The organism is Bosea sp. OAE506 (assembly GCF_040546595.1).
In the GTDB taxonomy this organism is placed as follows: Bacteria; Pseudomonadota; Alphaproteobacteria; order Rhizobiales; family Beijerinckiaceae; genus Allobosea.
Map to the genome: position 1 here is coordinate 1028843 of NZ_JBEPOB010000001.1, position 18658 is coordinate 1047500.

The 18658-nt window shown below is 68.6% G+C and carries 21 protein-coding genes (1 of these 21 only partly in view); 9 read left to right on the plus strand and 12 right to left on the minus strand.

The features are described 5' to 3' along the window. Window positions 1-6 precede the first annotated feature (6 nt). From ABIE41_RS04945 to ABIE41_RS04955, 3 genes are all read right to left on the minus strand, one after another. On the minus strand, window positions 7-1134 hold the full coding sequence (locus ABIE41_RS04945; RefSeq protein ID WP_192643677.1) for a beta-ketoacyl-ACP synthase: 1128 nt from the start codon (window positions 1132-1134) through the stop codon (window positions 7-9). Then, entirely contained in the window at window positions 1131-1604 is a 474-nt protein-coding gene (locus tag ABIE41_RS04950; RefSeq protein ID WP_192643678.1) for a 3-hydroxyacyl-ACP dehydratase FabZ family protein, read from the minus strand. The genes ABIE41_RS04945 and ABIE41_RS04950 overlap by 4 nt, the downstream gene beginning before the upstream one ends. Window positions 1605-1787: 183 nt before the next feature. Further along, complete coding sequence (locus ABIE41_RS04955) at window positions 1788-2069, minus strand: acyl carrier protein (RefSeq protein WP_066473700.1); 282 nt, start codon at window positions 2067-2069, stop codon at window positions 1788-1790. A gap of 265 nt (window positions 2070-2334) precedes the next feature. Here ABIE41_RS04955 and ABIE41_RS04960 point away from each other — a divergent pair, with 265 nt between their 5' ends. Then, window positions 2335-4269, plus strand: coding sequence for a methyl-accepting chemotaxis protein (locus ABIE41_RS04960; protein WP_354191783.1), 1935 nt, complete (start codon window positions 2335-2337; stop codon window positions 4267-4269). A gap of 112 nt (window positions 4270-4381) precedes the next feature. On the opposite strand, the gene acnA is transcribed toward ABIE41_RS04960, so the two are convergent. Beyond that, window positions 4382-7081, minus strand: a complete 2700-nt coding sequence (gene acnA, locus ABIE41_RS04965) for an aconitate hydratase AcnA (protein ID WP_192643679.1) — start codon at window positions 7079-7081, stop codon at window positions 4382-4384. Window positions 7082-7314: 233 nt separating this feature from the next. Between acnA and ccmA the strand changes: the two genes are divergently transcribed. Together ccmA and ccmB are read left to right on the plus strand one after the other, a co-directional pair. Continuing rightward, window positions 7315-7935, plus strand: coding sequence for a heme ABC exporter ATP-binding protein CcmA (gene ccmA, locus ABIE41_RS04970; RefSeq protein WP_192643680.1), 621 nt, complete (start codon window positions 7315-7317; stop codon window positions 7933-7935). Then, on the plus strand, window positions 7932-8600 hold the full coding sequence (gene ccmB, locus ABIE41_RS04975) for a heme exporter protein CcmB (protein WP_192643681.1): 669 nt from the start codon (window positions 7932-7934) through the stop codon (window positions 8598-8600). The genes ccmA and ccmB overlap by 4 nt, the downstream gene beginning before the upstream one ends. A 2-nt stretch (window positions 8601-8602) precedes the next feature. Here ccmB and ABIE41_RS04980 read toward each other — a convergent pair whose 3' ends face one another. After that, on the minus strand, window positions 8603-8845 hold the full coding sequence (locus ABIE41_RS04980) for a hypothetical protein (RefSeq protein ID WP_192643682.1): 243 nt from the start codon (window positions 8843-8845) through the stop codon (window positions 8603-8605). A gap of 316 nt (window positions 8846-9161) precedes the next feature. Between ABIE41_RS04980 and ABIE41_RS04985 the strand changes: the two genes are divergently transcribed. Genes ABIE41_RS04985 through ABIE41_RS04995 form a run of 3 tightly spaced genes read left to right on the plus strand, consistent with a single transcriptional unit; the run spans window position 9162 to window position 10712 of the window. Beyond that, on the plus strand, window positions 9162-9923 hold the full coding sequence (locus tag ABIE41_RS04985) for a heme ABC transporter permease (protein WP_192643683.1): 762 nt from the start codon (window positions 9162-9164) through the stop codon (window positions 9921-9923). Window positions 9924-9936: 13 nt separating this feature from the next. Next, the gene (ccmD, locus tag ABIE41_RS04990) at window positions 9937-10110 is read left to right on the plus strand and encodes a heme exporter protein CcmD (protein WP_192643684.1); all 174 of its coding nucleotides are present in this window, start codon (window positions 9937-9939) and stop codon (window positions 10108-10110) included. Beyond that, entirely contained in the window at window positions 10107-10712 is a 606-nt protein-coding gene (locus ABIE41_RS04995) for a DsbE family thiol:disulfide interchange protein (protein WP_192643685.1), read from the plus strand. The genes ccmD and ABIE41_RS04995 overlap by 4 nt, the downstream gene beginning before the upstream one ends. Before the next feature lie 116 nt (window positions 10713-10828). Here ABIE41_RS04995 and purQ read toward each other — a convergent pair whose 3' ends face one another. The 4 genes from purQ to purC form a co-directional block, all read right to left on the minus strand. Continuing rightward, window positions 10829-11524 carry a phosphoribosylformylglycinamidine synthase subunit PurQ gene (gene purQ, locus ABIE41_RS05000; protein WP_192643686.1) on the minus strand — a complete coding sequence of 232 codons (696 nt, stop codon included), beginning with the start codon at window positions 11522-11524 and terminating at the stop codon, window positions 10829-10831. Between the two features lie 4 nt (window positions 11525-11528). Then, window positions 11529-11771, minus strand: coding sequence for a phosphoribosylformylglycinamidine synthase subunit PurS (gene purS, locus ABIE41_RS05005; protein WP_192643687.1), 243 nt, complete (start codon window positions 11769-11771; stop codon window positions 11529-11531). Between the two features lie 80 nt (window positions 11772-11851). Continuing rightward, window positions 11852-12358 carry a hypothetical protein gene (locus tag ABIE41_RS05010; protein WP_354191784.1) on the minus strand — a complete coding sequence of 169 codons (507 nt, stop codon included), beginning with the start codon at window positions 12356-12358 and terminating at the stop codon, window positions 11852-11854. Window positions 12359-12500: 142 nt separating this feature from the next. Then, window positions 12501-13295, minus strand: a complete 795-nt coding sequence (gene purC, locus ABIE41_RS05015; protein ID WP_354191785.1) for a phosphoribosylaminoimidazolesuccinocarboxamide synthase — start codon at window positions 13293-13295, stop codon at window positions 12501-12503. Window positions 13296-13645: 350 nt separating this feature from the next. Between purC and ABIE41_RS05020 the strand changes: the two genes are divergently transcribed. Beyond that, window positions 13646-13969, plus strand: coding sequence for a DUF1476 domain-containing protein (locus ABIE41_RS05020; RefSeq protein ID WP_192643690.1), 324 nt, complete (start codon window positions 13646-13648; stop codon window positions 13967-13969). Window positions 13970-14113: 144 nt separating this feature from the next. Further along, entirely contained in the window at window positions 14114-14893 is a 780-nt protein-coding gene (locus ABIE41_RS05025; protein WP_192643691.1) for an HpcH/HpaI aldolase family protein, read from the plus strand. A 7-nt stretch (window positions 14894-14900) separates the two neighbouring features. Here ABIE41_RS05025 and ABIE41_RS05030 read toward each other — a convergent pair whose 3' ends face one another. Then, window positions 14901-15545 carry a DNA-3-methyladenine glycosylase family protein gene (locus ABIE41_RS05030; protein WP_192643692.1) on the minus strand — a complete coding sequence of 215 codons (645 nt, stop codon included), beginning with the start codon at window positions 15543-15545 and terminating at the stop codon, window positions 14901-14903. Between the two features lie 119 nt (window positions 15546-15664). On the opposite strand from ABIE41_RS05030, the gene gluQRS reads away from it, so the two are divergent. Further along, entirely contained in the window at window positions 15665-16555 is an 891-nt protein-coding gene (gene gluQRS, locus ABIE41_RS05035; RefSeq protein WP_192643693.1) for a tRNA glutamyl-Q(34) synthetase GluQRS, read from the plus strand. A 6-nt stretch (window positions 16556-16561) separates the two neighbouring features. Here the strand turns inward: gluQRS and ABIE41_RS05040 are convergent, their stop codons facing one another. Then, window positions 16562-17479, minus strand: a complete 918-nt coding sequence (locus ABIE41_RS05040) for an AEC family transporter (RefSeq protein ID WP_192643694.1) — start codon at window positions 17477-17479, stop codon at window positions 16562-16564. Between the two features lie 109 nt (window positions 17480-17588). Beyond that, window positions 17589-18658, minus strand: the 3' portion of a protein-coding gene (locus ABIE41_RS05045) for a M23 family metallopeptidase (protein ID WP_192643695.1). It continues 958 nt past the right edge of the window; only the last 1070 of its 2028 coding nucleotides appear in the window; its start codon lies beyond the right edge, outside the window — the gene reads right to left on this strand; its stop codon occupies window positions 17589-17591.

Below are 18658 nucleotides of genomic sequence, written 5' to 3' on the forward strand. Positions count from 1 at the left end.
CGGTCCTCATAGCGCCACCAGACGGGCGGCGCCCTCGCCGCGCCAATGGCCGGCGCCGGTGACGATGGCCTCGCGTGCCTGGCCCTTCGACAGGGCGGCGGCGGCGAGCGCGACCGAGACGGGGAAGGCGGCCTCGACGGCGTGGCCGAGCAGATCGCCCGTTGCGACGCGATGTGCCTGCGGCAGGGTCGCCAGGGCGGCGGCCTCCTCGGCTGTGACGCCGGCGACGCCGGTGGCGGCCGAGACGGTGAGCGCGCCGGGCCCGACCGGGCCCAGATCGGCGAGCAAGCCGCGCAGCGCCGCCTCGACCGCGCCGGGCTGGCGCTTCGAGCGGGTCGCGACGACGGCGTCGAGCCTCGCATGGACGGTGGCGCCGCGGGCGGCCGCGCGCTCGGCTGATTCCAGCACGAGGAAGGCCGAGGCGCTGCCGGTGATCAGACCGGGCGCGGCCTGCCGCTCGAAGACGGGGGCGAAATCGCCCTTGCGCAGATAGCCGCCGAGCTCGAACAGCAGCAGCATGTCCTGCCGTTCGGCATTGTAGGAGCCGCCGACCAGCATGATCTCGGCCTGGCCCGCGGCGATGCGGGCATGGGCGGTGCGGACCGCGTCGACCCCGGCCTGCTCCTCGCCCATGAAGGTGCGCGAAGCGCCGGTGATGCCGTGGACGATGCCGATATTGCCGGCGAGCAGGTTGGAGAGCTGGGCCAGGAACAGCGTCGGGCGCAGGTCGCCCATCAGCCGCTCGTTGAGGAAGGCGCCGGGCTGGTTGGCGCCGCGCAGGCCGGTGAGGATGGCGCTGTCGACGGCATGGTCGCGTTCGCCGCCGCCGGCGGCGACGATGACCTGCAGCACCGCCTTGGCCTCGGCATCGTCCTTCAGCCCGGCCCCGTCGAGGGCGAGCCCCGCGGCATAGACGCCGAGGCGCTGCCAGGGCTCCATCTGGCGCTGGTCGGACTTCTTGGGGATCTGCCGGTCGAGTTCGAGGACCTTCAGCGGATGGACCGGATAGGGCGCGAAGCTCGTCGCGTCGACGACGGGAGCCTGCGCCCCCGCCAGAGCGTCGGCATGGGTATCGATGCCCTCGCCCAGGCTGGAGGCGATGCCGATGCCGGTGATGACGACGCCGTGCTTCATGATCGGGCCTGTTCCGGAACGAGGCCGATGGCGGCCAGGCGCGCCTCCATGAGGCTGCGCATGTCGGCGGGGAAGGGCATCAGGCGGAAGCGCAGCTCCGCATCGCAGATCGGCTTGCCGTCGATGGCGATGCGCGCCTTGGTCGCGGCATAGCCCGAGCCCTCGATGACGAGTTCGGCGGCGATGTCGAGCACGGCATGCGGTTCGACGAAGGTGCGGAAGCGCGCCTTGTCGACGGTCATCAGGAAGGGCATCTGCGTCAGCCCATTGAGGGCAAGCAGCAGATAGCCCGACGCCTGCGCCATCGTCTCGGTCAGGAGCACGCCCGGCACCAGTGGGTGGCCGGGGAAATGCCCTTCGAAGACGGGGCTGGCATCGGCTGCCGGCACGGTCGAGCGTGTCGTGATCCGCTTCTCGCCCGGCTCGAAGGCGACGACGCGGTCGATCATGTCGAAATATTCGAGGCGCATGCGCTTCCGATCGTCGGTCACGGGGCGTCGAAGCCGGCTCCGACGCGGCTCTGCTCTAAACGCTGAGCCGGCGGGGCTCAAGCCGGTGCCCTCGCCAAAGCAGGACGGCCCCCATCCCGGGGCGCCGCGGACATCGCGTCCGCGCCCCGGGATGAGGGCCGTGATCACGGTGGTGACGAAAACTCAGGCCGCCTTGGCGGCGACGAGGTCGTCGATGCGCTTGCAGAGGTTCTCGAGCACGAAATACTGCTCGGCAGGCGCCTTGCCTTCGTTGACTTCCTGCGTCCACTGCTCGAGCGGCAGCTTGATGCCGAAGGCCTTGTCGATCGCGAAGGCGATGTCGAGGAAGGCCAGCGAGTCGATGCCGAGATCGTCGATGGCGTGGCTCTGCGGCGTGATCTTCTCGCGCGGAATGTCGCAGGTCTCGGAAATGATTCCGGCGACCGTCTCGAAAGTGGCGGACATGCGGGTGCTCCCGTCGTGATGATGGAGGCGGACGACATCCGGGCGCGGATGATTGTCCTGCGCCTGCCCCAAGCCCCCCGCCAAGGATGACTGTGACGCCCCCTTACACCGCGGGGGTTGCGAGGACAACTGCGGCGAGTCCGGAAGCGCAGGTCGCCTCGGGCGCGCAGCGTCGGCAGCCTACCCCTTGGGATTGCAAGAGTGACGTAACGTTAATGTCCCGGTGCGATTCTGTGTTGCTTTCGATTCGATCGGGGGACTGGCCGTGGTTACGCTGAAAACGCGCTTTGCCTTGCTGTGCCTGTTCCTCGCCTTCGTCACCAGCGTGGTCGCGGGCATCGGAATCTACGCGTCATCCCGCATGGGGTCCGCCATCGACGATCTCGCGAACTCCGCGACGGCGATCCGCAACCACACCATCGGCGACATGCTGCATGACGGTTTGCGCGCCGATGTCTACGCGGCGCTGATCCGGTCCGACAGCGGGCAGGATGGCGCCGAAACCATCGAAGCGACCAGGGCGCATGCCAAGGAGTTCTCCGAGCGCATCGCCGCGACCAAGGCGATCGTCGGTTCCGCCGATACACGCGCCCGGCTGCAGGCTTTGGACGAGCCCCTGAAGAGCTACATCGCCCAGGCGGTGACGCTGGTCGAACTCGCCTTCAGGGACCGAAAGCCGGCTCTCGATGGCATGGCGCTGTTCGACGAGCGTTTCGAGGCGCTCGAAAAATCGATGAAGGAGGCCGGCGACGCGCTGGAGGCCGAGGCGATGGCGGCGCAGACCGGTGCCAGCGATGCCCGCCAGCTTGCCACCGCAGTCGCGATCACGGGCCTGATCATCGCACTGCTGACGGCGCTGGGGCTCTATGCCGCGGTGCTGCGCAGCATCGTGCGGCCGATCGGGGAGATCGTCGCGACGATGCGGCGGCGTGCTTCGGACGCCGCGACCGTGGTGATCCCGCATCGCGACCGGCGCGACGAGATCGGCGAGATGGCCCGGACCATCGGTTCCTATCAGGATGCGCTCGCCGAGCGCGCGGCGGAAGAGCAAATGCGGCGCAACGAGGAACTGCGAGCGTCGCAGACGCAGAGCGCGGCCTTTGCCGAAACCGCACAGCAGATCCGGCGCGCGGTCGATGCGGCCGTCAACGGCGATTTCAGCCATCGCGTCGATACCGGACCCCAGCAGGGCGAGATGGCCGCGCTGGTCACAGGGATCAACCAGATCAACATCGCGATCGACGGCGCGACGACGACCTTCGCGGATATCCTGGAGGCCATCGCCGAGGGCGACCTGACGCGCGGCATCGGGACCGATTATTCGGGCAAGCTCGGTTCGGTGAGCGCCTCGATCAACGGGATGGTCGAAAAGCTGTCCCTCACGGTGACGGTGATCAAGCAGACGGCGCGCGAGGTCGCGGCCGCCGCCGACGAGATCAAGTCGGGCGCGGAAAACCTGTCGATGCGCACGGAGGAGCAGGCCTCCTCGCTGGAAGAAACCGCCGCTACCACTGAGGAACTGGCCGCTTCGGTGAAGGCCTCGGCCAACGCCTCGCGCCAGGCCGTCGATCTCGCCGAGAACGCGACGCGGGTTGCCCGCAATGGCGGTGCGATCGTGACCGATGCCATCGGCGCGATGAACCGCATCGAGCTGGCCAGCGGCAAGATCACCGACATCACGTCGGTCATCGACGGCATCGCTTTCCAGACCAACCTGCTGGCGCTGAACGCTGCGGTCGAGGCGGCGAGGGCGGGCGATGCCGGCAAGGGTTTCGCGGTCGTCGCCTCCGAGGTCCGGGCGCTGGCGCAGCAATCCGCGGATGCGGCCAAGAGCATCTCCGGCCTGATCAACGACACTACGCAGGAGGTGGCCGCCGGGGTCAAGCTCGTGCGGAGCGCTGGCGAGGTGCTGGGCGAGATCGTCGAGGCGACCCAGAAGGTGGCCGGCACGGTGACGGTGGTCGCCGCCGCCTCGGGCGAACAGTCCAACGGCATCGACGCGATGAGCCAGACCGTCGTGCGGATGGACGAGATGACGCAGCAGAATGCGGCGCTGGCCGAGGAAAGCGCGGCCGCCGCCGTCATGCTCAGCCGCAAGATCGCCGAACTCGATTCGCTGGTCGCCGCGTTCCGCACCGCAGGCAGCGCCCGGGCGATGGTCCGGCCCGCCCAAGCCGAGCCCCTGCGCCTGGCTGGTTGACGGGCCGCTCGCGCGCTTCGGTGCCGTTGAGACGAAAAGGGCTGCGGCATCGTGCGATGCCGCAGCCCTCGATCGTTTCGCTCCCTCCGCGGCGTGCGGAGGGTAGCCGCGCTCAGGCGGCGAGGCCGCGCAGCACGTAGTGCAGGATGCCGGCGTTCTTGAAGTAGTCGATCTCGTCCAGCGTATCGATGCGGCAGAGGATCGGCACCTTCTTGACCGAGCCGTCGGCCGAGGTGATCTCGGCTTCGAGCATCTGGCGCGGCTTGACCGTGGCCAGACCCTTGATCGAGACGATCTCGTCGCCCTTCAGGTCGAGCGAGGCCCAGCTCGTGCCCTCCTGCAGGGTGAAGGGGACGACGCCCATGCCAACCAGGTTCGAGCGGTGAATGCGCTCGAAGCTCTGCGCGATCACGGCCTTCACGCCGAGCAGGTTGGTGCCCTTCGCCGCCCAGTCGCGCGACGAGCCGTTGCCGTATTCGACGCCGGCGAAGACGACCAGCGGCACCTTCTCCTGCTGATAGCGCATCGCCGCGTCGTAGATCGGCAGCTCTTCCTTCGTCGGATAGTGGATGGTGTAGCCGCCTTCGCGCCCGTTGGGGCCCATCATGTGGTTGCGGATGCGGATATTGGCGAAGGTGCCGCGCATCATCACCTCATGATTGCCGCGGCGCGTGCCGTACTGGTTGAAGTCGGCCACCGCGACGCCATGCTCGGTGAGATAGGCGCCGGCGGGCGAGGCGACCTTGATCGAACCGGCCGGCGAGATGTGGTCGGTGGTGATCTTGTCGCCGAAGAGGCCGAGGATGCGGGCGCCCTTGATGTCGGTGACCGGCGTCGGCGTCTTGCTGATCCCCTGGAAGTAGGGCGGGTTCTGGACGTAGGTCGAGGCGTCCTCCCAGGCGTAGGTCTGGCTTTCCGGGGTCTTTACCGCCTGCCAGTGCGCATCGCCCTTGAAGACGTCGGCATACTTCGCCTCGAAGATGGCGCGCGTGACGTTCTTGGCGATGAAGTCCTGGATCTCCTTGTTGGAGGGCCAGATGTCCTTCAGGAAGACGGGCTTGCCGTCGGAGTCGGTGCCGAGCGGCTCGGTCGTCAGGTCCATCTGGACCGAACCGGCCAGCGCATAGGCGACGACCAGCGGCGGCGAGGCGAGGTAGTTCGCCTGCACGTCGGGCGAAACGCGGCCCTCGAAGTTGCGGTTGCCGGAGATGACGGCGCCCGCGATCAGGCCCTGATCGTTGATGGCCTTCGAGATCGGCGCCGGCAGCGGGCCGGAGTTGCCGATGCAGGTGGTGCAGCCGAAGCCAACCAGGTTAAAGCCGAGCTTGTCGAGATCGGCCTGCAGGCCGGCCTTGGCGAGATATTCGGCGACGACCTGCGAGCCGGGGGCCAGCGAGGTCTTGACCCAGGGCTTGACGGTCAAGCCCTTGGCGACCGCGTTGCGGGCGAGCAGGCCCGCCGCCATCAGCACGGACGGGTTCGAGGTGTTGGTGCAGGAGGTGATGGCGGCGATCACGACGTCGCCATGGCCGAGATCGAAGGACTGGCCCTCGACCGGCACGCGGCGCGAAATCTCGCCGCCCTTCTTGTATTCGGTGTCCATCGCCGCCTTGAAGCCCTTGGCGACGCCGTTCAGGTCGATGCGGCCTTCGGGACGCTTGGGGCCGGCCATCGAAGGCTGGACGGTCGAGAGATCGACCTCGAGCGTGTCGGTGAAGACCGGATCGGCGGTCTCGATCGTCGCGAACAGGCCTTGAGCCTTGCTGTAGGCCTCGACCAGCGCGATCCGGTCGGTCTTGCGGCCGGTCGTGGTGAGGTATTCCAGCGTTTCAGCATCGACCGGGAAGAAGCCGCAGGTGGCGCCGTATTCCGGGCCCATGTTTGCGATGGTGGCGCGGTCGGCCAGCGTCAGATTGTAGAGGCCAGGGCCGAAGAACTCGACGAACTTGCCGACGACGCCCTTCTTGCGCAGCATCTGCGTGACGGTCAGCACGAGGTCGGTGGCGGTGATGCCTTCCTTGAGCGAGCCGGTCAGCTTGAAGCCGATCACCTCGGGCAGCAGCATCGACTGCGGCTGGCCGAGCATCGCGGCCTCGGCCTCGATGCCGCCGACGCCCCAGCCGAGCACGGCCAGGCCATTGACCATGGTGGTGTGCGAATCGGTGCCGACGACGGTGTCGGGATAGGCGACCTCGACCTCGGCGCCGTCGATCGTCTCCTTGCGGGTCCAGACCGTCTGGGCGAGGTATTCGAGATTGACCTGGTGGCAGATGCCGGTGCCCGGCGGAACGACGCGGAAATTGTCGAAGGCGCCCTGGCCCCATTTCAGGAAGCGGTAGCGCTCGCCATTGCGCTCATATTCGAGCTCGACGTTCTGCGAGAGCGCCTTGGGCGTGCCGAACTCGTCGACGATGACCGAATGGTCGATGACCAGATCGACCGGGACGAGCGGGTTGATCTTGGCCGGGTCACCGCCGAGCGCCACGACGCCGTCACGCATGGCGGCGAGGTCGACCACGGCGGGGACGCCGGTGAAGTCCTGCATCAGCACGCGGGCGGGACGGAAGCCGATCTCCTTGCCGGCGGTGCCCCTGTCGGTCAGCCAGGCGACGAAGCCCTCGATGTCGGCCTTGAAGACCGAGCGGCCATCCTCGAAGCGCAGCAGGTTCTCCAGCAGCACCTTCATCGAGAAGGGCAGCTTCGAGATGCCCGCCAGGCCGTTCTGCTCGGCCAGCGGCAGGGAGTAGTAGACATAGGTCTTGTCGCCGACGGTGAGCGTCTGGCGGCATTTGAAGGAATCGAGCGAAGCCATGCGGGCTGATCCTGATCAAGGGGTTGCGGTCGCGAACCGGCGGGCACCCTTGCGGGATCGCCAGATCGAAGGCCTATTGCGCATGTCGCGCGCGCCGCCCCGGGAGTGCCCGAGCCCCGCGCCGGATCGGCGTGCGGCGTAGCCACGGGCTCTATAGAGCAATTCCAAGAAGCCCGCTACATGAACGAAGCGCGTTCTTGCGCAATCCTGACGCTCCGGAAGATGCTCCTGTCTTGACGCGCCCGCCCTATCCCACCCTCGTCCTCGACGTCGACCGGCTGGCCTGCCGCCGCGGGGGCAGGCTGATCTTTTCCGAACTCGGCTTCCGGCTCGGCAATGGCGAGGCGATCGCGCTGACGGGGCGCAACGGGGCCGGCAAGTCGAGCCTGCTCGCCATGCTGTGCGGGCGGCTGCGGCCGGACGCGGGCACGATCAGGATCGTGGGGGCCGAGGAGGTCGCGCCGGTCGAGGTCAGCCATGTCGTCGGCCATCGCGACGGGCTGAAGACGGCGCTGACGGCGCAGGAAAATCTCGTCTTCGCGCAGGCGATCCTGGGGGAGGCCTCCCTGTCGCCGGCCGAGGCGCTGGCCGCCGTCGGCCTGCCCCATGTCGCGGCGCTGCCGGTCGGCTATCTCTCGGCCGGACAGCGCCGCCGCGTCGCGCTCGCCCGGCTTCTCGTCGCACGGCGGCCGATCTGGCTTCTGGACGAGCCGATGTCGGCGCTCGATGCCGCGGCCCAGGCGATGCTGAGCGGCCTGATGCGGGATCATCTGGCGCAGGGCGGGGCGATCCTGGCCGCAACCCATGGCCCGCTCGGGCTGGACGGCGTGCGCGATGTGAGGATCGGGCCGTGACCCGCGCCTTCCTCGCCATCCTGAAGCGCGATCTCGCTCTGGCCTCGCGGGCCGGGGGCGGGGGCGAACTCGCGCTCGTCTTCTTCCTGACGATCGTCGTACTGGTGCCGTTTGCGCTCGGGCCCGATCTCAACCTGCTCTCGCGGATCGGCCCGGCGATTCTCTGGCTGGGGGCGCTGCTTTCGGTGCTGATCGGGCTCGACCGGCTGTTCCAGGCCGATGAGGAGGACGGTTCGCTCGACCTCATTCGCGGCGGCGTCCTGCCGCTGGAGCTCGCGGTGGTTGCCAAGGGGCTGGCACATTGGCTGACGACCGGGCTGCCACTGGCGCTGGCGGCGCCGCTGCTCAGCCTGCTGGTGGCGTTGCCGGGCGAGGCGATGCTGCCGGTGGCGGCGACACTGCTGGTCGGGACACCGGCGCTCAGCTTCATCGGGGCCGGCGCGGCGGCGCTCACGGCGAGCCTGCGGCGCGGCGGGCTGATCCTGCCCGTGCTGGTGGCGCCGTTGACGGTGCCGGTGCTGATTTTCGGCGTCTCGGCGGCCAATGCGGCGCTGGGCGGGACGATTCCCTTCCGCACGCCGTTCCTGATCCTGTGCGCGCTGTCGCTGGCGGCGATCGTCGTCGGCACGCTGGCTGCCGCGGCGGCGCTACGGCAGTCGAACTAGCCTCAGGCCGTCCCGCTCCGGCAGGCGGCCTCACGCCCGCCGCCGAGCTCGACCGCGCAGCCATAGCGGCCGGCGAGCCGGGCGACGATCGCAGCGATGGTTCCGATCTCGACGCCCGGCAGAGTATGCCGGCCGAGGATTTCCTGCGCCGTCGCATCGACGTCGAGCACGCGCGATTCACCGGCTTTGGCGCGGATCGTGGCCTCGACCTCGCGCTGGATGTCGTCCGGCAGATGTCCCGTCATGGCCCTTCCCCTCGCTGAACTTCAGGCTAGCAAGGGCTTCCCGCCACGACAACGGCCGTCGGTCGATATATCAATCCTGCCAATTGCTTAGCATTTGAGCGAATGGGCAGCCGCCGTTGCCCGGTGGCACTCGCACGCCATCCGGTTTCCTCGCAGCGCCGCTCGGCGGGACCGCCTGCCCCTGTGACCGCCGTTCTCGCCACCCGGCATGACGCTGTGATGTCGCATGGGCGGCTGGCGGATTGCTGAGGGTGGCTCGCCTTGGTAAGGCTGCGTCGGCAGCTCTGGCGGCAGCCTTCGAGCACGATGCGATGACATGGCTGGCCTGATCGATCTCGCGAACCCGACGCGCTTCATGCGCCTCTCCGCCACCCTGCTGCCCTGGTTCGCAGGGGCGGCGGCGCTGCTGCTCGGCGTCGGCTTCTATCTCGCCTGGTTCGTCGCGCCGGCCGATTACCAGCAGGGCGAGACGATCCGCATCATGTTCGTGCATGTGCCGGCCGCCTGGCTGGCGATGATGTTCTACACGATGATGACGCTCTCGGCGCTGGGCACGCTGGTCTGGCGCCATCCGCTGGCGGATGTCGCGCAGAAGGCCGCCGCCCCGATCGGTGCCGCCTTTGCGCTGATCTGCCTGCTCACCGGCGCCTTCTGGGGCAAGCCGATGTGGGGGACCTACTGGGTCTGGGATGCGCGGCTGACCTCGATGCTGGTGCTGCTGCTGATCTATCTCGGCATCATGGCGTTGTGGCGCACCCTGGACGAGCCGTCCCAGGCGGGGCGTGCGGTGGCGATCCTGACGCTGGTCGGCTTCGTCAACGTGCCGATCATCAAGTTCTCGGTCGATTGGTGGAACACCCTGCACCAGCCGGCCTCGGTGCTGCGGCTGGACGGGCCGACGATCCATGCCTCGATGCTCTGGCCGCTGCTGATCCTCGCGGTCGGCTTCACGCTGATGGCGCTGGCGCTGCATCTGGTGGCGATGCGCGCCGAGATCATGCGGCGGCGCGTGCGCACGCTGACGATCCTCGAGGCGGAGCGGCTCGACCGCCTCGCCGCCGACGGCTCTCCGGCGTGAGGGGTTTGCGATCATGAGCGGGCTCGGGCCTCATGCCAGCTTCATCTTGGCTTCCTACGCGGCCGTCGCGGTGGTGCTCGGCGGGCTGATCCTCTCCGTGCTGTTCGATCACCGGGCGCAGAAGCGGGCCTTGGCCGAACTCGAGCGGCGCGGCGCGTCCCGCCGCTCCGGACGGGAGCCGTCATGAGCGAGTCCGAGACCGGCACCGAGGCCGCGCCGCGCCGGCGCTCGCCTTTGCTCTTCCTGCTACCGCTGATCCTGTTCGGCGCGCTTGCGGTCGTCTTTCTCGTCGGGCTTTTCGCAGGCGACGCCAGCAAGGTGCCCTCGGCTCTGATCGGCAAGCCGGCGCCGCCGATCACGCTGTCGGCGCTCGAGGGTCTGCAGCGCGAGGGGCGGCCGGTCCCGGCCTTCGCCATGGCGGATCTCGCGGCCGGACGGGCGACGATCGTCAATGTCTTCGCGAGCTGGTGCGCGCCCTGCCGGGTGGAGCATCCCTTCCTCGTGGCGCTGGCCGATTCGCCGCCGGTGAAGGCGGGCCGCGTCGCGGTGGTCGGCATCAACTACAAGGACGAGGCGGAGAATGCCCGCCGGTTCCTCGGCGCGCTCGGCAACCCGTTCTCGGCGGTCGGCGTCGATGCCTCGGGCCGCGCGGCGATCGAATGGGGCGTCTATGGCGTGCCCGAGACCTTCGTGATCGGCCCAGACGGGCGCATCCTCGAGAAGCATGTCGGCCCGCTCGACGCGGCGAGCGCCGGGAAGCTTCTGGCGCGGGCCATGGCGGGCAAGTGAAGCAGGCGCGTCATGCTCGGGCTTGCCCTGAGCATCTCATGACGCGAAGTATCCGGTTCTGCCTTCCGGCCTGAGATTCCCGGGTCCGCGCTTCGCTTTGCCCGGGAATGACGCGGTCAGGCCGCTTTCTTGCCGCCCATCAGGCTGTCGAACAGGCCGCGGCCATCGGTGCCGCCGGTCAGCGAATCGATCAGATTCTCGGGGTGCGGCATCAGGCCGAGCACGTTGAAGCCGGGCGAGTAGATGCCGGCGATGTTGTTGAGCGAGCCGTTGGGATTGGCGTCCGCCGTGACCTGCCCCCGCGCGTCGGCATAGCGGAAGGCGACGAGGCCTTCGCCCTCGAGCCGCGCCAGCGTCTCCGGGTCGGCGACGTAGTTGCCCTCGCCATGGGCGATGCAGACATCGATGACCTGCCCCGGCGCATAGGCGGCGGTATAGGGCGTGTCGGCGCGCTCGACCTTGAGGTGCTGGCGCCTGCAGACGAATTTGAGATCGGCATTGCGCATCAGGATGCCGGGCAGGAGCCCTGCCTCGCAGGCGATCTGGAAGCCGTTGCAGATGCCCAGCACATAGCCGCCGCGGGCGGCATGCGCGCGGGTCGCGTCCATGACGTTGGCGCGGCCGGCGATGGCGCCGGTGCGCAGATAATCGCCATAGGAAAAGCCGCCGGGCAGGACGACGAGGTCGGTCCCGGCCGGGAGGTCGGTGTCGGCATGCCAGATGTGAGCCACCTCGGCCCCGGCCTGCTTCAGCGCCTTGGCGACGTCGCCGTCACGGTTGGAGCCGGGAAAGGTGATGACGGCGGCTTTCATCGGATCAAGCCCCGATCTCGACGCGGTAGTTCTCGATCACGGTGTTGGCGAGCAGCTTTTCGCAGGCGGTTTTGAGCGCGGCTTCCGCCGCGGCCTGGTCGGAGCCCGACAATTCGATATCGAAGACCTTGCCTTGGCGGACGGCGCCGACGCCCTCGATGCCGAGGGATTTCAGCGCGCCCTCGATCGCCTTGCCCTGCGGATCGAGCACGCCGGTCTTGAGGGTGACGGTGACGCGGGCTTTCATGGTGATCTCCGGAGGCGTTCTGCGGCTGCCTTAACCGCGAATCGGGCCGGGCTCAACCGCCGGGGCGGGTTTCACGTGAATCAGCGGCTGCGCCATGCGGCCACCGCATCGCGGCGGGCGCTCCCGGCGTCGGGCGAGACGGCGATGGCCAGGACCAGCCGGTCGCCCTCGCGGCCGTGCAGGATCGCGGTCGCGGCGCTCCTGGCGCCCCGGTCTGGGTTGCCCGCATCGAGCGCGCGGATCTCGACGATGAGGCCACTCGTGCCCTCGGCCTCGAAACGGCTGACGCGGGTCGTGCTCTTGGGCTTCGCCGGCGCCTTGCTCGCGGCGGTCTTCGTGGCGCCCGGTTTGCCGGCGGTCTCCGGCGGCTTCGAGAAGAGACGCGCCAGTCGCTCCGGATCGGCCTTCAGCGCCTGCTCCATCTGCTGCGCCTCGCGGCCAGAAAAGGCGAGGACCGAGGCAAAGCCCTGCTGCGCACAGGCCTCGCGCGGGCAGAACACCATGGTGCGGGCCTCGATGCCCTCGTTCAGCACCCAGTCGCCGATGGGAAGGGGCTGCCAGCCCTGTGAGGCGGGGAGTTCGGCCAATCCCGGGCCGAAGGATCCGGCGCAGCCGGTCAGGAGGACAAAGGCTGCGACCAGGCCCGCGACATGAAAACGGGAGCGCAGGCGCTCCCGTATCATGGTCCGACGTTGCGGCAGACCGGTCTTCATGGCGGCGCGTCGGCGCTTACTGGACGAGCCGCGGGCCGGCGGGGCCAGGCTTCTCATTCTCGCCGAGGATGCCGAGGCGGCGCGCGACCTCGGAATAGGCCTCGATCAGGCCGCCCATGTCGCGGCGGAACCGGTCCTTGTCGAGCTTGTCCTTGGACTTGATGTCCCAGAGCCGGCAGGAATCGGGGCTGATCTCGTCGGCGACGACGATGCGCATCATCTCGCCTTCCCAGAGGCGGCCGCATTCCATCTTGAAGTCGACGAGACGGATGCCGGCGCCGAGGAAGAGGCCGGAGAGGAAGTCGTTGACGCGGATGGCGAGCGCCATGACGTCGTCGATCTCCTGCGGCGTCGCCCAGCCGAAGGCGGTGATGTGCTCTTCCGAGACCATCGGGTCGTTGAGGGCGTCGTTCTTGTAATAGAACTCGATGATCGAGCGCGGCAGCTGCGTGCCCTCCTCGAGCCCGAGCCGGGTCGAGAGCGAGCCGGCGGCGACGTTGCGCACGACGACCTCGAGCGGAATGATCTCGACCTCGCGGATGAGCTGCTCGCGCATGTTCAGCCGACGGATGAAATGCGTGGGAACGCCGATGTCGTTCAGGTTGGAGAAGATGTGCTCGCAGATGCGGTTGTTGAGCACGCCCTTGCCGTCGATGACTTCGTGCTTCTTGGCGTTGAAGGCGGTGGCGTCATCCTTGAAGTGCTGGATCAGCGTTCCGGGCTCCGGTCCCTCATAGAGGACCTTCGCCTTGCCTTCGTAGATGCGACGGCGGCGATTCATTGGGATATACCGTGGCTTGAGGAAATCCAAAGGTCGGCCTTTCTCTGGACGCGGGTTGCCCCGCGGCGGGATCTGGGCCCCTGATCAGCCGGTTTGGCGCCCGTCCATGGCGATTCCATTCGAATCGACATCGGTCCCGGGCGCACCGCCGGCCGGCTCATCGTGCGGACGGCCACCGGGGCCGCCCATGCGGCGCTATATGGCGCTTCTGCACCGCAAACGCAACAAACCGCTCCGCGCAACCGGGTTTTCACGGGTCCGTCCGATCTCTGCCGGCGCTGGTCCGCAATCCGGACTGGTCTGTTCGGCGGCGACATCCTATATGCCTGCGGCGTGCTTCCAGAGCCGTCCCGGCCGTGCCCCGCAGAGGACTTTACCGCATGTCGACTTTCGATCAGCGCAAGGATGCCTTCGAAAACAAGTTCGCCCATGACGAGGAGCTGCGCTTCAAGGCGACGGCGCGGCGCAACAAGCTGCTCGGGCTCTGGGCGGCAGAGAAGCTCGGCAAGTCGGGCGCTGATGCCGACGCCTATGCCAAGTCCGTGGTCGTGGCCGATTTCGAGGAAGCGGGCGACGACGACGTGCTGCGCAAGGTGAAGGGCGATTTCGCCGCCGGCAATGTCGCCGTGGGTGACGACGAGATCCGCCGCGTGATGGGCGAGCTTCTGCTGCGCGCCGCCGACGAGATCCAGGCCGGCCGCTGACGGCGGCGCTCCGGCGCCAAAAAACGCAGGTCGAGATTGAAGCGGGCGCATGGGCGCCCGTTTGCTTTTCGGCCATGGCCCGGTCCAACGTGACGCACCCGCCGGCCGAGCCAAGAGCGGGGCCCGCAACGGATGAAACGCGCCATGGCCTCACAGACCGTCCTGTCCTCCCTCGCCGACCGCCTTGCCCGGGGAGACAGCCTCGTTTCCGCCTGGTGCGGCCTGCAGGACCCCGCCATCGCCGGGCTGCTGGCGAAAGAAGGGTTCGACGCCGTCACCCTCGACATGCAGCACGGGCCGATCACGCTGGGCGAGGTCATCCGGGCGATCCCGCTGATCAACGCCGCCGGCAAGCCGGCGCTGGCGCGCATCGCCGTCGGCGAGTTCCAGAACGTCTCGCGGCTGTTCGATGCCGGCGTCTCCGGCGTCATCGCGCCGATGATCAACACGATGGAGGATGCCCGCGCCTTCGCGGCCTATTCCAAATATCCGCCGATGGGCGAGCGGAGCTGGGGCAGCTATGGCGGGCTCGGCGCCTCCGGGCTCGACCAGAACGGCTATCTGCGCGAGGCGAACCGCTTCTCGCTCTCCTTCGCGATGATCGAGACCCGCGAGGCGATGGCGATCCTCGACGACATCCTGGCGCTGGAGGGCATCGACGCCGTCTTCGTCGGCCCCTCCGACCTCTCGATCGCGCTCTCGGGCGGCAAGGAGGTCAATGCGCTGTCCTCCGAGGTCGACGAGGCGATCCGGCACATCGTGGCGCGGGCCTCGGCTGCCGGAAAACCTGTCGCGATCTATGCGCAGTCGGCCGAGCGGGCCAAGGCCTTCCTCGACATGGGGGCGAAGCTGGTGACGGTGATGAGCGATACCGCGTTCCTGCGCGGCGCCGCCCAGAGCGCCCTGACGGTGCTCGGGCGCTGACGATCGCTCAGGCGTTTACGCCTTCGCGGGCCTTCAGCACGGCGTAATAGGCCCAGAGCAGCCGTGCGGCGACGCCCCGCCACGGCCGCCAGCCTTCGGCCAGCGCCTCGAGCGCGGCGGCTCCCGGCCGCGCCGGCAGATCGAAGGCGACCCGGGCCGCTTCCTGGATCGCCAGATCGCCCGGCGCAAAGCCGTCGCGATGGCCGAGGCAGAACAGCAGATAGATGTCGGCCGTCCAGGGGCCGATGCCGGAGACCGCCGTGAGGTGATGGTGGACCTCCTCGGCCGTCGCCTCCGCCAGCCGGTCGAAGCATAACCGCCCTTCCGCGACAGCCGTTGCAACCGCGCGCATCGCCTTCTGCTTCGGGCGCGACAGGCCCGACAGCCGCATCGCTTCGTCGTCGGCCGCCAGGATGCGTTCGGGGGTCAGCGGTGACAGCACGGTCTCGACGCGCGCCCAGACGGCCCGCGCGCTGGCCACCGAAAGCTGCTGCGAGACGATGATCGCGGCCAGGCCCGGAAAGCCGCCCTCCCGGCGCCGCAGCGGCGGGACGCCGGTGCTGGTGATGATGGGAAGCCAGCGAGGGTCGTGCACCGCGAGCGCGGCCATGCCGTCCTCGAGATCGGCTTCTGTGGTGATGAGCTGTGTCATGGCGCTCCGATCTGCCCGATGCCGCCGCCCGTCGGCGTCAGCAGCAGCGCCGCTTGGCCGTTCCGGTCGGGCGCCTCCTCCCGCTTGGCGGCATCGCCGCGCGATTCTAGACAGATGGCATGCCGACGTCGCCTCCTGCCTCCGGACAACTCGTCCTGCGCTTCGCGCCGAGTCCGAACGGACGGCTGCATCTCGGCCATGCGCTCTCGGCGCTGACGAATGAGCGCCTCGCCCGGACGATGGACGGTCGCCTGCTGCTGCGGATCGAGGACATCGACCGCGAGCGCTGCACTCCGGCGCTGGACGTCGCGCTGCGGGAGGATCTCGCCTGGCTCGGAATCGCCTTCGACGGCGATGTCCGGCGGCAATCCGAGCATTTTGGCGAATATCGCGTGGCGCTCGAGGATCTGCGCCGACGCAGCCTGGTCTATCCCTGTTTCTGCTCGCGCCAGGAGGTCAGGGCGGCCGCAGCCGCCCAGGCCGCGGCCTCGGGCAAGCCCTGGCCGACGGATCCGGACGGTGCACCGCTCTATTCCGGGACCTGTCGCGCGACCGCCCTGGGCGGGGGAACCCGCGAGATCGAGGCGCCCCATGTGCTGCGCCTCGATCTGGAGCGCGCGCTGGCGGCCGTAGGGGAGGACCTCGCCTATGGCGTCTTCGACTCCTCGGGCGGCGTCACGCGCGTGGTCGCGCAGCCGCGCCGCTGGGGCGATGTGGTGCTGGCGCGCAAGGACGTGCCGACGAGCTATCACCTCGCCGTCGTTCTCGACGATGCACTGCAGGGGGTGACGCATGTGGTGCGCGGCCGCGATCTCGAGGCGGCGACCGACATCCATGTGCTGCTGCAGCGGCTGCTCGGGCTGCCGACACCGCTCTATCATTTCCATGACCTGCTGGCGGATGCGGAGGGGCGCAAGCTCGCCAAGAGCCGCGGCTCGGAAAGTCTCGCCGATCTGATGGCCCAGGGCCTCACGCCGGATCAGATCAGGCGCGACCTCGGCTTCGGTTGAGCTCCGTCAGCCGACGCCGAGCCAGGTCAGCCAGGCTGCCGTGGTGAACAGCGAGATCAGAGTCGAAAGCGTGATCGCGCTCGAGGCGTCGGCGACGCCCTGGCGATAGCGCTCTGCGAAGAGATAGGCGTTGATCCCGCAGGGACAGGCGGCGAACAGCACCGCAACGCCCGACCAGTGCGCCGGCATGTCGAAGACCATCGTCGCCAGCACATAGACGATCAGCGGATGCAGGCCGAGCTTGAGGGCGCTCAGCGCCACCGGCAGGCCGAGCCCCGATTCGAGCCCGTAGCGGCGCATGCTGATGCCAAGGCTGATCAGCGCACAGGGCACCGCCGCACCGGCGATCAGATCGATCAGCGTCCAGAACGGGACGGGCAATTGCCCGACGACTGGGCGTGCCAGCATGCCCAGAATGATGCCGATGATGATCGGATGCGTGAAGAGCCGCCGGGTCATCATCGCGGGGGAGGCCGAGCGCCCTTCCGCCAGGAGCGTCGCGACCGTCATGGTGACGGGCAGGTGGATCGCCAGCAGCAGGCCGAGCGGCACGGCGCCGGCCTCGCCATAGGCCTTCAGGATCATCGGCACGCCGACGAAGACGGTGTTGGATTGGGCGGCGGCGAAGCCGGACACGACGAGTTCCGGCCCCTTGCGGGCGAAGACGCGGCTCGCGATCAGCATGGCTAGTGCCCAGACGATGGCGAGACCGGTGAAATAGGCGATCCAGTAACCCCAGGGCTGGGTCTGCGGCACATCGGCCTTGGCCAGCGTGCGGAAGAGCAGGCAGGGCACGGCCAGCACGAAGACGAAGTCGGACAGGCCCTCGCCCGTGGTCTCGCGCAACAACTTCGTCCAGCGCGCCAGATAGCCGAGGGCGATCAGCCCGAAGACGGGCAGGACGACGAGCAGGGCGGCGAGCATGGTGCGGCACCGGCGCAGGAGGAGACCAAGCCCTGCGCGTGTCCGTTCGGCCGGTGCAAGTCAAGCGCTGCGAGCAGATCGCCTTGCGGCGACGCCGCCTGCCATGCGCTCAGCGCAGTTGCGCGACCGCTCCTCCGGCCCGCTCGATCAGGCCCTGAATCTCGTCGCGCTGACGCTTGTATTCGACCAGCGCCGGGCCCTGGAGCTCGCGGCCGCGCGGGACGCGGATCTTCATCGGATTGACGAAGCTGCCATTGACCAGGACTTCGTAGTGGAGATGGGGCCCGGTCGAGAGGCCGGTCGAGCCGAGATAGCCGATGACCTGGCCCTGGCGCACCTTCACGCCGGGCGCCATGCCCTTGGCGAAGGCCGATTGGTGCGAATAGGTCGTGACATAGCCGTTGGCGTGCTGGATCTCGATGCGGCGGCCATAGCCCGAATCCCATTCCGCCTTGATCACGGTGCCGTTGCCGGCGGCGAGGATCGGTGTCCCGATGCGGTTGGCCCAGTCGACGCCGGTGTGCATCTTCGAATAGCGCATGATCGGGTGGTAGCGCATGCCGAAGCCCGAGCGCATCTCGCCATCGGCGATCGGCTTGCGCAGCAGGAACTTCTTCAGCGATTTCCCCTCCTCGTCGAAGTAATCGATGAGGCCATCCTCCGGCGCCTGGAAGCGGAAGACGCGGCGGGTCTCGCCGCCGATCGTCAGCGAGGCCGAGAGGATCTCGGCGCGCTCGCCTTCGTCCTCTTCGGTGAAGATCACCTCGAGATTGTCGCCGCCGCGGACGCGCTGCTGGAAGTCGAGATCGTAGGAGAAGATGCGGACGAGTTCGTCGATCAGCGGGCGCGGCAGATCGTGCCGCATCCCGGTCTCATAGATGCTCTCGTAGAGACGGGCACCGCCGCTCTCCTCGTCATCCTCGTCCTCGCCGTCCTCGGCCCGGCGCTGCGGCCGTTGCGGAGCCGCCAGCTCTTGGCGCGGCAGCGTCACGAGCACGAAGGCGCCGCGGTCGTTGATCGCGACCGTGCCGTCGGGCTGGCCGTTGGTCAGCAGCGAGACGCGGGCGATCTGGCGCGGATCGCCCGGATTGGGGCCGGGCGCATAGAGGGCCTGCAGCACCTGGCCGTCTGGCAGGGGCGCGGTGCGGACCCGGCCCGCGAAGGCCGTCATCATCGAGC

Bases quoted from the DNA above. Each gene is read 5' to 3' on its own strand.
- ABIE41_RS04945 (WP_192643677.1), bottom strand. From the start codon at position 1,134: ATGAAGCACGGCGTCGTCATCACCGGCATCGGCATCGCCTCCAGCCTG.
- ABIE41_RS04950 (WP_192643678.1), bottom strand. From the start codon at position 1,604: ATGCGCCTCGAATATTTCGACATGATCGACCGCGTCGTCGCCTTCGAG.
- ABIE41_RS04955 (WP_066473700.1), bottom strand. From the start codon at position 2,069: ATGTCCGCCACTTTCGAGACGGTCGCCGGAATCATTTCCGAGACCTGC.
- acnA (WP_192643679.1), bottom strand. From the start codon at position 7,081: ATGGCTTCGCTCGATTCCTTCAAATGCCGCCAGACGCTCACCGTCGGC.
- ABIE41_RS04980 (WP_192643682.1), bottom strand. From the start codon at position 8,845: ATGACGGGACATCTGCCGGACGACATCCAGCGCGAGGTCGAGGCCACG.
- ABIE41_RS04985 (WP_192643683.1), top strand. From the start codon at position 9,162: ATGGCTGGCCTGATCGATCTCGCGAACCCGACGCGCTTCATGCGCCTC.
- ccmD (WP_192643684.1), top strand. From the start codon at position 9,937: ATGAGCGGGCTCGGGCCTCATGCCAGCTTCATCTTGGCTTCCTACGCG.
- ABIE41_RS04995 (WP_192643685.1), top strand. From the start codon at position 10,107: ATGAGCGAGTCCGAGACCGGCACCGAGGCCGCGCCGCGCCGGCGCTCG.
- purQ (WP_192643686.1), bottom strand. From the start codon at position 11,524: ATGAAAGCCGCCGTCATCACCTTTCCCGGCTCCAACCGTGACGGCGAC.
- purS (WP_192643687.1), bottom strand. From the start codon at position 11,771: ATGAAAGCCCGCGTCACCGTCACCCTCAAGACCGGCGTGCTCGATCCG.
- ABIE41_RS05020 (WP_192643690.1), top strand. From the start codon at position 13,646: ATGTCGACTTTCGATCAGCGCAAGGATGCCTTCGAAAACAAGTTCGCC.
- ABIE41_RS05025 (WP_192643691.1), top strand. From the start codon at position 14,114: ATGGCCTCACAGACCGTCCTGTCCTCCCTCGCCGACCGCCTTGCCCGG.
- ABIE41_RS05030 (WP_192643692.1), bottom strand. From the start codon at position 15,545: ATGACACAGCTCATCACCACAGAAGCCGATCTCGAGGACGGCATGGCC.
- gluQRS (WP_192643693.1), top strand. From the start codon at position 15,665: ATGCCGACGTCGCCTCCTGCCTCCGGACAACTCGTCCTGCGCTTCGCG.
- ABIE41_RS05040 (WP_192643694.1), bottom strand. From the start codon at position 17,479: ATGCTCGCCGCCCTGCTCGTCGTCCTGCCCGTCTTCGGGCTGATCGCC.